The organism is Gilliamella apicola (assembly GCF_003202655.1).
Classification (GTDB): Bacteria; Pseudomonadota; Gammaproteobacteria; order Enterobacterales; family Orbaceae; genus Gilliamella; species Gilliamella apicola_R.
On the sequence record NZ_QGLR01000017.1, the window covers coordinates 1 to 12509 of the forward strand.

11 protein-coding genes and 1 rRNA gene are annotated in these 12509 nt (G+C 35.7%); all 12 read left to right on the forward strand.

Annotated elements, in window-relative coordinates; translation table 11 throughout:
* Positions 1 to 5 precede the first annotated feature (5 nt).
* Positions 6 to 121, forward strand: a 5S ribosomal RNA gene (rrf, locus tag DKK70_RS14485).
* A 112-nt stretch (positions 122 to 233) separates the two neighbouring features.
* Complete coding sequence (locus DKK70_RS14490; protein ID WP_181415321.1) at positions 234 to 794, forward strand: YgjV family protein; 561 nt, start codon at positions 234 to 236, stop codon at positions 792 to 794.
* Positions 795 to 891: 97 nt separating this feature from the next.
* A complete protein-coding gene (gene rppH, locus DKK70_RS14495) occupies positions 892 to 1464 on the forward strand; it encodes an RNA pyrophosphohydrolase (RefSeq protein WP_110434631.1) in 573 nt (190 codons plus the stop codon).
* On the forward strand, positions 1461 to 2324 hold the full coding sequence (lgt, locus tag DKK70_RS14500; protein WP_110434632.1) for a prolipoprotein diacylglyceryl transferase: 864 nt from the start codon (positions 1461 to 1463) through the stop codon (positions 2322 to 2324). The genes rppH and lgt overlap by 4 nt, the downstream gene beginning before the upstream one ends.
* Positions 2325 to 2326: 2 nt before the next feature.
* Positions 2327 to 3121, forward strand: a complete 795-nt coding sequence (thyA, locus tag DKK70_RS14505; protein ID WP_110434633.1) for a thymidylate synthase — start codon at positions 2327 to 2329, stop codon at positions 3119 to 3121.
* 243 nt (positions 3122 to 3364) lie between these two features.
* Positions 3365 to 4315: an LpxL/LpxP family Kdo(2)-lipid IV(A) lauroyl/palmitoleoyl acyltransferase gene (lpxL, locus tag DKK70_RS14510; protein WP_110434634.1), complete on the forward strand. Its 951-nt coding sequence runs from the start codon at positions 3365 to 3367 to the stop codon at positions 4313 to 4315.
* 44 nt (positions 4316 to 4359) lie between these two features.
* Positions 4360 to 5442, forward strand: a complete 1083-nt coding sequence (gene rlmM / locus DKK70_RS14515) for a 23S rRNA (cytidine(2498)-2'-O)-methyltransferase RlmM (protein ID WP_110434635.1) — start codon at positions 4360 to 4362, stop codon at positions 5440 to 5442.
* 20 nt (positions 5443 to 5462) lie between these two features.
* Positions 5463 to 7364, forward strand: coding sequence for a penicillin-binding protein activator (locus DKK70_RS14520; RefSeq protein ID WP_181416024.1), 1902 nt, complete (start codon positions 5463 to 5465; stop codon positions 7362 to 7364).
* A gap of 7 nt (positions 7365 to 7371) precedes the next feature.
* Positions 7372 to 7701, forward strand: a complete 330-nt coding sequence (locus tag DKK70_RS14525; protein WP_375335001.1) for a YraN family protein — start codon at positions 7372 to 7374, stop codon at positions 7699 to 7701.
* 16 nt (positions 7702 to 7717) lie between these two features.
* Complete coding sequence (locus DKK70_RS14530) at positions 7718 to 8296, forward strand: SIS domain-containing protein (RefSeq protein WP_110434637.1); 579 nt, start codon at positions 7718 to 7720, stop codon at positions 8294 to 8296.
* Between the two features lie 97 nt (positions 8297 to 8393).
* A complete protein-coding gene (gyrA, locus tag DKK70_RS14535; protein WP_110434638.1) occupies positions 8394 to 11087 on the forward strand; it encodes a DNA topoisomerase (ATP-hydrolyzing) subunit A in 2694 nt (897 codons plus the stop codon).
* 91 nt (positions 11088 to 11178) lie between these two features.
* On the forward strand, positions 11179 to 12489 hold the full coding sequence (gene gltP / locus DKK70_RS14540) for a glutamate/aspartate:proton symporter GltP (protein ID WP_110434717.1): 1311 nt from the start codon (positions 11179 to 11181) through the stop codon (positions 12487 to 12489).
* The last annotated feature ends 20 nt before the right edge of the window (positions 12490 to 12509 follow it).

Consider the following 12509-nt stretch of genomic DNA (forward strand, 5'->3'; position numbering starts at 1 on the left):
ATATGTCTGGCGGTAATAGCGCGGTGGTCCCACCTGACCCCATGCCGAACTCAGAAGTGAAACGCCGTAGTGCCGATGGTAGTGTGGGTATTACCCATGTGAGAGTAGGGTGCCGCCAGACTTTTAAATATACGAGCCCAGCAGCAATGTTGGGCTTTTTTGCATTCTAGGATTAGTAAAAGCATATTCATGAACAATCTATTATTCAGATCCATTTGTCTAGGGAGCAAACAGTGGATAGCTTAAACTTCTTATATCAATTTTTTGGATCAGATTTTATTGAAAAATACACAACGGTTCCGCAACTAATTGGTATATTAGGTTATCTTGTCGGTGTTAGTGCCTTTTTACAACGTAATGATAATGCTTTCCGTTGGCAATTAACTATTGTTAACATCATTATGACGCTGCATTTTTATTTATTAGGTCCTGAATCTTATCCTGCCGCTATACTTAATATTGTTAATATTTTTAGGAATGTGACCTCTACCTATACTAAAAATTATTTAGCAATGTTGTTCTTTATTGCGTTAATGTGGCTATTTTATTTTTTCACGACGCCAGATTGGAAGCAATTCATCCATTATTTCTCGGTTATTGGTACTACATTAGTCACTATTGCACTATTTCGCTTTGAACAGCAAAAGATGCGATTACTTATTTTGTTAAGTAGTGCTTTATGGATCATTTATAGTTTATGGATTGGCTCTTTAGGTAGCCTAGCGATAGAAGTTACATTTGCGATAATTAATATTATTACCATTATTAAATTATCCAAAAAATCACCTTTATAATATTAGATTTATCGATTAATCTCATTTTGCTATTTATTTATTGTTGCATGTATGAAACAATTCAACTATATAAAAAAATAAATTTTTGAGGTAGTCAGTGATCGATAATGATGGCTACCGTCCAAATGTAGGAATCGTTATTTGTAACAGGTGTGGTCAAGTGCTTTGGGCTCGGCGTTATGGGCAGAACTCTTGGCAATTTCCTCAGGGCGGAATAAAATTAAATGAAACGCCAGAACAGGCAATGTTTCGTGAACTTAATGAAGAAGTGGGGTTACAACCCAAAGATGTAAAAATTTTGTCGGTTACCAATGGTTGGTTACGGTATAAACTACCGAAACGAATGATTCGATGGGATAATCAACCAGTATGTATCGGTCAAAAACAAAAATGGTTTTTAATTGAGTTAATTTCAGATACCTCAGTAATAAACCTAAATATGTCACCGACTCCAGAATTTGATGATTGGAAATGGGTAAGTTATTGGTATCCTATAAGGCAGGTTATTGCTTTTAAGCGTGATGTTTATCGCAAAGCAATGAAAGAGTTTTCTTTGCCTGTATTTACTATACAATCTGAAATAGAAGAGCCTGTTACAAATCTTTTTAAGAAAAAACGGTCTAACTTTTTTGCTCACAAACGAAAAAATAAACAGCGTGTTAAAAAATGAATCAATTTTTACAATTTCCTAATTTCGACCCAATTGCTTTCTCAATCGGCCCGGTTTCCTTGCATTGGTATGGTGCAATGTATTTATTTGGCGTACTAGGTGCTTTATACTTAGCTAAGCGTCGTGCGAATAAGCCGAATAGTAATTGGACATCACAACAAGTTGAAAACCTATTATTTTGGGGGTTTTTAGGACTCTTTATCGGCGCACGACTGGGCTATATATTATTTTATAACTTTGACGCATTTATTGATGATCCGGCTATTTTATTCAAAGTTTGGGAAGGCGGTATGTCTTTTCATGGTGGTTTAATTGGTGCGATTTGTGTGATTGCTATATTTGCTAAAAAGACCAAAAAAACATTTATGCAAGTGGGCGATTTTGTGGCGCCATTAGTTCCTATTGGCCTAATGTTTGGTCGATTTGGTAATTTTATTAATGGTGAACTTTGGGGTCGAGTAACTAACTCTTCAATCGGTATGTTATTCCCAACTTCAAGCCATGCTGATTTTATGTTTGTGCAATCGCATCCGGAATGGTTTTCATTGTATAGCCAACTTAATGGCATTTTACCAAGGCATCCTTCACAACTCTATGAAATGGTATTTGAAGGCATCGTATTATTTATTATATTAAATCTTTTTATTCGTAAACCTCGTCCAACCGGCTCGGTGTCCGGGCTATTTTTAGTTTGCTATGGAATATTTAGATTTATTATAGAGTTCTTTAGGCAACCAGATGAACAGTTAGGTTTATTTCTGAATTTTATTAGTATGGGGCAAATCCTTTGCCTACCAATGATTATTGGTGGTGTCTTAATGCTTTTATATGCATATAGATTTAACAATAAGGCTATTTGAAAATGAAACAATATTTAGCACTAATGCAAAAAATTTTAGATGAAGGAACACCTAAATCAGATCGCACAGGGACGGGTACTTTGTCAATTTTTGGTCATCAAATGCGGTTTAACTTGCAAGATGGTTTTCCATTAGTGACAACAAAAAAATGCCATATACGCTCAATCATCTATGAATTGCTTTGGTTTCTTAAAGGTGATACCAACATTAATTATTTAAAAGATAATAAAGTAACCATATGGAATGAATGGGCTGATGAAAACGGTGATCTTGGCCCGGTCTATGGTAAGCAATGGCGTGCTTGGGGGGCTGCTGATGGTCGCCAAATAGATCAAATCTCTCAATTAATTGCACAAATTAAAAATGATCCTGACTCTAGACGAATGATAGTTTCGGCATGGAATGTTGGTGAACTAGATCAGATGGCATTGGCGCCATGCCATGCTTTTTTTCAGTTTTATGTTGCTCAAGGTAAGCTTTCTTGTCAACTTTACCAACGATCATGTGATGTCTTTTTAGGGGTACCGTTTAACATTGCCAGTTATTCACTACTGGTCCATATGATTGCTCAGCAGTGTGATTTACAAGTAGGGGATTTTGTTTGGACTGGCGGCGACACACATCTTTATGCTAATCATATGGAACAGACTCATTTACAATTAAGTCGTGATCCGCGGCCATTACCTAAATTGGTCATAAAACGGAAGCCGCCGACGATTTTTGATTATGAATTTGAAGATTTTGAAATTGTTGGTTATGACCCTTATCCTGCTATTAAGGCACCGGTAGCAATTTAAAATTTAATGAATAGTCTTTATAAGCATGTTATTTTTACTTTAACAATGAGTAAAAATTAAAGAATAGGGATTAGTTAATTAATCCCTAATCCTTATTCCCTATTCTTTTTTGAACTAACATTATTTTAAAAATTTAGTGGCTAAAAGATTTTCTATCATGCTTAATTAGTTTATTTTTCTGCCGCTTAACTCAAGATTGGTATATAATAATCAACTTCATTTAAATCGTTATTTAATCTTAATATGAACCATAATCAAGAAATTCATCCTAATTTTACAAAACGACTATTGCATCCTCGTTACTGGTTAACATGGTTTGCTATTAGTATTTTATATCTCATCGTTTTGTTGCCATATCCAATGATTTATCAATTAGGAAAAGGTTTGGGATTACTTTCGATGAGATTAATTGGTAAGCGTAAGGAAACCGCGCGACAAAACCTAAAATTATGCTTTCCGGAGAAAACCGATCAAGAACGCGATAAAATTTTACGAGATAATTTTATTTCGACCGGGCTGGCAATTTTTGAAACGGGTATGGCTTGGTTTTGGTCAGACAAAAGACTAGCTAAACACTCTTCAATTGTAGGGGATTCACATATCACCCAGATACAACAATCAGGACAGGGTGTTTTATTAATTGGAATTCATTTTTTAACCTTAGAGTTAGGTGCGCGTATTTTAGGTATGAGCCATCCTGGTGTTGGCGTTTACCGACCAAACGATAATCCAGTTATGGATTATGTGCAGTTAAAAGGACGTTTAAAATCAAATAAATATATGTTAGATCGCTATAATACCAAAGGCATGATCAGAGCTTTAAAAAATGGTGAATTACTATGGTATGCACCTGATCACGATTATGGTCCTAAAAATAGTGTATTTGCACCACTTTTTGCGGTAGAAAAAGCCGCAACCACAATTGGAACAAGAATTTTGGTTAAATTAGGTCAACCGGCAATTATACCTTTCACACCAAAACGTGAGAAAAATGGTCATTACACTGTTTATGTCACCCCTGAGCTTAAAGGTTATCCTATTGATGATGATGTGCAAGCGGCTACGTTTATGAACAAAGCTATCGAACAAGAAATTTTGCAAGCGCCAGAACAATACATGTGGTTGCATCGACGATTCAAAACTCGACCTAAAGGTGAAGCGCCTTTGTATACAGATAAAGTTCAATCAGATTAATATGATAATTTTTGTCTTAATTGGGAAAAACGAAAAAATACGATATGCAAAAACTAAATAAAATAATTTTGTATTGCCGGCCGGGATTCGAAAAAGAGTGTGCCGCAGAAATAACGGATAGAGCAACACAAAAAGAGATATTTGGATTTGCCAAAGTCAAAGAAAACAGCGGTTATGTGATATTTGAATGCTATCAAGATGGTGACGCACGATTATTGATTAAAGAAATTCCTTTTCGAACGCTTATTTTTGCCAGACAAATGTTTGTTGCAGGGGAATTATTAGTTGATTTACCAACCGAAGACCGTATTACACCAATAATTGATGCTTTATCGGGTATTGTTGACAAAGCTGGTGATTTGCGAGTAGAAGTAGCTGATACCAATGAAGGTAAACAATTAGCGGGATTTTGTCGAAAATTTACTGTTCCTCTTCGTCAAGCTTTACGTAATAAACGTATCCTGCTAAAAGTTCAAAATGCCTCAAGACCAGTAATTCATCTTTTATTTATTAGCAATAATAGTTGTTATGTAGGATATTCCTTAAGTCAAAATAATTCGCCTTTTTATATGGGAATACCGAGATTAAAATTTCCTGCTGATGCGCCAAGCCGTTCAACGTTAAAATTAGAAGAAGCTTTTCATATTTTTATTCCCTATGAGGAGTGGGATGAACGATTAAAAGGTGGTTTAAACGCTGTTGATTTGGGCGCGTGTCCAGGAGGATGGACTTATCAATTGGTCAAAAGAAGCATGATGGTATATGCTATAGATAATGGTCCGATGAATGAAAAACTAATGGAAACTGGGCAAGTTAAACATTTTCGTGAAGATGGCTTCAAATTTATACCTAAAAAGCATAATATTTATTGGCTGGTATGTGATATGGTTGAAAAACCAGCTAAAGTAACAGAATTAATGGCCAATTGGCTGATTAATGGTTGGTGCCGAGAGACAATTTTTAATCTCAAGTTACCAATGAAGAAACGTTATGAAGAAGTAAAGCAAAATTTACAATTATTAATAGAAGAACTAAAAAAGAATCAAATTAATGTACAAATTCAGGCGAAACAGCTTTATCACGATCGTGAAGAAGTGACTGTTCACGTTCAACGAATTTGGGGATGAAAATTTATAAGAGAATGGGTATGAAAATAAAACAATCCTTTTATACTATTACAATGTTAGTATTTTTTTCGTTGTTAAGCGCATGTAATCTTACTTTATCGAAAAGTGCTAATTTTGATGAAACTAAAGATTCAAATTATTATTTGTCGCAAGCTGAAGCTAGCTCAGGAAGTAAAAAAATTGATTGGCAATTATTAACTGTCCGCGCATTGATAAATGAGAATAAACTTTCCCAAGCAAACAGTTTATTATCTCAACTACCGACTAACCTCAGTCCTGAACAGCAAAAAGATCTATTGTTGTCACAAGGCGAAATCGCGATTAGAAAAGGACAGCCATTTAATCTTAATCAGTTATCAGCTGATCAATTAAATGATTCTCAGTCTTATCGTTATTACTTAATAAAATTAGTTTTTGATCGCCAAGCTAGAAATATTGATCAACAAGCGCACGACTATTTATTTTTACAAAAATTTGCCTCAGAGGCACAGCAAAAACAAGTACTGAATAATACTTGGAATTTCTTTAGCAAATTATCTGGCAGTCAAATAAGTAAAATTTCTGCCCGTGAAGATGAAGCAATATTAAAAGGTTGGATTGATTTAAGTTATGTATACCTAAGTAATAATAAAAAAGTAGAGATTCAAGAAGGAGATACGTCTAAAGCCGTTAATGCAAGAAATAGTTACCAAGAAAATCAACTAAAAATAGCTATTTTAGATTGGGCATCAAAGTATCCAAATCATCCTGCGCAACAACTAGTTTCAATGTATACAGGTCAACAGACGCTATCGGTTGATAATGTAACTACCAAAAAAGTGGCATTATTATTACCATTAAATGGACCTTCTAAAATATTTGGTAATACCATTCGTCAAGGCTATGTTGAGGCAACTAAATTTTATCCTGAGGAGCCACAACAAAATATCGTCCTCTTAGATACATCAATTTCATCAATGGATAGTTTGCTACAACAAGTGAAAGAACAAAATATTGATTTAATTGTTGGTCCACTATTGAAAGAAAATGTAGCTAAAATAAAACAGTTGGCACCAGCAATTCCTGTTCTGGCTTTGAACAAAGTTGATGATGGTAGAGTTCCCTCTAATAAGATGTGTTTCTTTACCCTTTCACCTGAAGATGAAGCAAGAGATGCTGCTGAACATATTTTTGCTCAAAATAAACGAAAACCACTTTTAATTGTAACAGAAAATGATTTGGGTCGACGGGTTGCTAAAAACTTTGCTAAGCAATGGGCGCAAATTGCTGGCGGTTCATCACAAGCTTATGTTCAATATGTTGGTAGTGTTGATACTTTAAGAAGTAATATGAATCATAACAGTGGTATAAAATTAACTGGTCGTCCAATCTCTTTTGATGATGGCAGTGCGACAACATCATCAAGTTATACTGGTTTTGACGCGATTTATGTATATGCATCATATGACGAATTAACTTTAATAAAACCACTACTTGATTTGGGTACTAACCAAAGTATTGGTAATGGATCTTCCGCTATCGCGCTTTATTCAAGTTCTAAAAGTCATGTAGGTAGTACTTCTAATGACTTTAATTATGAAATGAATCAAACTGAATATGCGGATATTCCTTTGATTGTTGATTTAACCGAAACACAATCATCAAATATACCAGAAAATATTAAGCAGGATTATTCTTTAACCCGATTATACGCTATGGGTATTGATGCTTGGCGATTAGCGAATCGCTTTAATCAACTTGATTCTTACCAACTTAACCTGTTAGATGGTTTAACTGGTAAATTGTCAACAAGTAGTCAATGTGAAGTCACTCGAGAGCTTTCTTGGCAGCAATATGTTTATGAAACATCTGAAACATCTGAAACCTCTGAATCAACCAAGACAACAGAGGCATCTGAACCGTCTGAACAACAAAGCAAATAGCCAAAAAATTGGCAAGCATTATGAACAAATTGCTTGCCAATTTTTGACTCAGCAAGGTCTTTTGTTAATCGCGCAAAATAGCCAATATCAAATCGGTGAAATTGATCTAATTATGCGAGACAATACTAGCTTAGTGTTTGTTGAAGTTAGGTATCGTAAAAATGCTAATTTTGGTGAAGCTGAGATGACCATATCATCCCAAAAACAGCTCAAAATTAAACAAGCTGCACAACTTTGGATGTTAGAAAACAATTTAAATATTGAAGATACAGATTTTAGGTTTGATGTTTTTGCCATAACCGGAAAAAATCAAAAATGGATAATTAATGCGTTTTAATAGTTAGGTGAAAAACGTGCAAGATTTAATAAAAAATTATTTTACTGAAAGTATTCAAACTCAAATTGTTATGGCTGAATCGCTAGGCTCTGCAATTGAAAAAGCAGCTAATATCATTGTTGGTGGCTTACTAAATGGTAATAAAATTATGGGATGTGGTAATGGTGCTGCAGCTGCCAATGTGCAAAGCTTTACTTCACGCTTAATTACTAGTGTTGATATTGAAAGACCAAGTATTCCAGCTATAGCTTTAGTTTCCGACAATGTGTTGTTAAGTGCGATAGCCAATCATGAAGAGGTATATGCGCGCCAAATTCAAGCCTTAGGACAACAAGGTGATATTTTGATTATATCCAGTTGTGAAGGTAATAGTCGTTCAATTATTCGTGCAGTCCAAGAAGCGGTAATTAAAGATATGAAAATAGTGGCATTAACCGCATTTGATGGTGGTGAAGTAATAGGTTTACTTGGGCAGAGTGATATTGAAATTAGAGTTCCATCTTTCAAAAAAGTGGTGGCTTACGAAATGCATGCAATGATTTTAAACTGTTTATGCCAATTAATTGAAAATACATTGTTTATTCATACAGAATAAGTTGAAATAAAAACAGTTTAGTTCTGCATTAATAGCGATTTTTGTGCTATAATTATAAGCTATTTTAAGATTTGAATTAATAAGAGAACTTGGTGTTATGACCGAACTAGCGAAAGAAATAACCCCCGTCAATATTGAAGATGAATTAAAATCCTCTTATCTTGATTATGCAATGTCTGTTATTGTCGGGCGTGCTTTACCTGATGTCCGTGACGGATTAAAACCTGTACATAGACGGGTTTTATTTGCTATGCATGAAGCTGGATACGACTGGAATAAACCTTACCGAAAATCTGCTCGTGTTGTTGGTGATGTCATCGGTAAATATCATCCACATGGTGATTCCGCAGTTTATGACACTATTGTTCGTATGGCTCAACCATTCTCATTACGTTATATGCTTGTTGATGGCCAAGGTAACTTTGGTTCTGTTGACGGCGACTCTGCTGCGGCAATGCGTTATACCGAAATTCGTATGCAAAAATTTGCTGGGGCATTGTTGACGGATTTAGATAAAGAAACTGTAGACTTCTCGCCAAACTATGATGGATCAGAAATGATCCCTGACGTGCTGCCAACGCGTATTCCTAATTTATTAATCAATGGGTCATCTGGTATTGCTGTTGGTATGGCAACCAATATCCCTCCCCATAATTTAGCTGAAGTGATTAATGGTTGTTTGGCATTTATTGAAGATGAGAATATCTCTGTTGATGGCTTAATGGAGTATATCCATGGCCCTGACTTCCCTACTGCGGCCTTAATTAATGGTCGCAAAGGTATCGAAAATGCGTATCGGACTGGCCGTGGTATCATCTACATTCGTTCTAAAGCGACGATTGAAGTTGATGATCATAGTGGTCGTGAAACGATTATTGTTAATGAAATTCCTTATCAAGTTAATAAGAAAAAGCTAATTGAGAAGATTGCTGAGTTAGTTAAAGATAAAAAAATTGAAGGCATTTCAGCGCTACGCGATGAATCAGATAAAGATGGTATGCGTATCGTAATTGAAATTAAACGTGATGCCGTGGGTGAAGTTGTTTTAAATAATCTTTTCTCATTAACTCAACTACAAGTCTCTTTTGGTATTAATATGGTGGCCTTACATAAAGGTCAACCTAAATTATTAAACTTACGAGAAATGATTGAAGCGTTTGTTCTTCACCGTCGTGAAGTGGTAACGCGTCGAACTATTTATGAACTTCGTAAGGCGCGTGAGCGAGCGCATGTATTGGAAGGTTTAGCTATCGCATTAGCTAATATCGACCCTGTAATTGAATTAATCCGGGCTGCTGCGACACCTTCTGAAGCTAAAGCAAAATTATTATCGCAAGCTTGGCAGCTTGGTAATGTCGCTGCAATGCTTGAAAAAGCGGGTGATGATGCCGCTCGACCAGAAGATTTAGCACCAGAGTTTGGTATTCGAGATGGTCATTATTATCTTTCCGAAGCTCAAGCTCAAGCTATCTTAGATCTTCGTTTACATCGCTTAACCGGTCTTGAACATGAAAAAATTCTTGATGAATATAAAGAGTTATTAGTTCAAATTAGTGGTTTATTACATATTCTTGCAAGCCCAGAACGATTAATGGAAGTTATTCGTGAAGAACTTGAAGCGGTTCGCGATCAGTTCCAAGATGCAAGAAGAACAGAAATTACCGCAAGTAGCGCGGATATCAATATTGAAGACTTGATTGCTCAGGAAGATGTGGTAGTAACACTTTCTCATCAAGGTTATGTCAAATATCAACCACTCTCTGATTATGAAGCGCAACGTCGAGGTGGTAAAGGCAAATCGGCAACAAAGATTAAAGAGGAAGATTTTGTTGAGAAGTTATTAGTTGCCAATACTCACGATACTATCCTTTGTTTCTCTAGTCGTGGCCGATTATATTGGATGAAAGTGTATCAATTACCAGAAGCCAGCCGAGGTTCTCGTGGTCGTCCAATTATTAACCTATTACCACTTGAGCCAGATGAGCGTATTACCGCAATTTTACCAGTTCGTGAGTTTGATGATGAACATTGCGTATTTATGGCTACAGCTCAAGGTACGGTTAAGAAAACTTCACTAATTGAATTTAGTCGTCCGCGAAGTAGTGGCATTATCGCTATTAACCTGCGCGATGATGATGAGCTTATTGGCGTTGATTTAACCAATAATGAAACGTCTGATACCGTTGATGATGAAGAACTGAATGATGATGTCGTTGGTGATGAGACTGAAAATGATGAAGAAGTCTCGCAAATCTCTAATACAGAAGACATTATGTTGTTCTCTGCTAATGGTAAAGTTGTTCGATTCCCTGCAAATAAAGTTCGCTGTATGGGACGAACTGCGACAGGGGTTCGAGGTATTAAATTAGAAGGCGATGATAAAGTCGTATCACTTATTGTTCCTCGAGGAAATGGCGCAATCTTAACTGCAACGCAAAATGGTTACGGTAAACGTACCGAACAAGAGTTATATCCAACTAAATCACGGGCTACTAAAGGGGTAATTTCCATTAAAGTGAGTGAGCGCAATGGTGCAGTAGTTGGTGCAGTGCAAGTTGAGGAAACTGACCAAATCATGTTGATTACTGATGCAGGTACTTTAGTTCGTACTCGTGTATCTGAAGTCGGCATTGTCGGTCGAAATACTCAAGGGGTAACCCTGATTCGAACAGCCGAAAACGAAAAAGTTGTCGGATTGCAACGAATCGCTGAAACGGAAGATGATGATGAATCGGAATTGTCCCAAGAGGCCAACAGCAGTGATGATTCCGCTCAAGAATCCGAAGAATAATTTTTAATTATAAAAAAGGATTAGTGTGTGTTGCTAATCCTTTTTTGTTTTCGAGAACCGTGAAAAGGAATAGAATTACATGTCTTTCTCAATAAAAAAAATCGTAACTAATCTAGCTTGGCAAATTTTAATTGCCTTGATTTTGGGTATAGTGGCAGGTGCTTTTCTGTACGAACTTGCTGATCCTAATCATGCTTTACATTCATATTACCAATTTTCAATTGTTAATATTTTCCAACCAGCAGGTGATATTTTTATTCGTTTAATTAAGATGATTGTTCTACCAATTATACTTAGTACGCTGACATTAGGTATTGCTGGAATTGGTGGTTCTAAACGTTTAGGGACATTAGGATTTAAAACCATCCTTTATTTCGAAATCATCACAACGATTGCTATTTTATTAGGTCTTTTATGGGGCAATATTTTCGCACCAGGTGCTGGAATTGACTCTTCAAATTTAGCTACCACTGATATTAGTAAATATACTAAAGCTGCCGAAGAGTTAAGCGGTAAACCTCATGGTTTGATTGTCATGATTTTAGATATGATACCTGCCAATATATTTAAAGCGATGACGGATGGTGCCGTTTTACCAGTTATTTTCTTTTGTGTATTTTTTGGTTTAGGTTTAATGTCTTTACCAGATAAGCAACGTGAACCATTTGTATTCTTCTTAAAAGTAGTATCAGATACTATGTTTAAAGTGACCAATATGATTATGCGTTATGCGCCAATTGGTGTATTTGCATTAATTACGGTAACTGTTGCTAAATATGGTTTTTCTTCTTTACTACCATTATTAAAATTAATTGTAACTGTCTATTCTGCAATGATCATATTTACCATTGTCGTATTAGGTCTGGTTTGTAAATTGTGTCGATTTAATATTTTTACCTTATTAAAAATATTAAAAGAAGAACTAGTTATTGCGTTTTCAACAGCAAGTTCTGAAACAGCCTTACCGAAGATCATTGAAAAGATGGAAGCTTATGGGGCACCAAAAGCTATTACTAGTTTTGTTATCCCGACTGGATATTCATTTAATCTTGATGGTTCAACACTATATCAAAGTATTACGGTTATTTTCCTAGCACAACTGTTTGGAATGGATTTAAGTATCTTAGATCAAATTATTATCGTTATCACGTTGATGATTGCCTCAAAAGGTATCGCCGGTGTGCCAGGTGCTTCAATTTTAGTGTTATCTGCAACACTTGGTAGCGTTGGTATCCCAATTGAAGGTATCGGTTATATTATGGGCGTTGAACGTATTTTAGATATGGGGAGAACGGTGGTTAATGTTGTTGGTAATGCATTAGCTGCGATTGTTATAGCTCGTTGGGAACATATTTTTGATGATAAAAAAGCCAGAGCATATGAACAACAATATTTAAAATAATTCTACGGTTATCTTGTCTT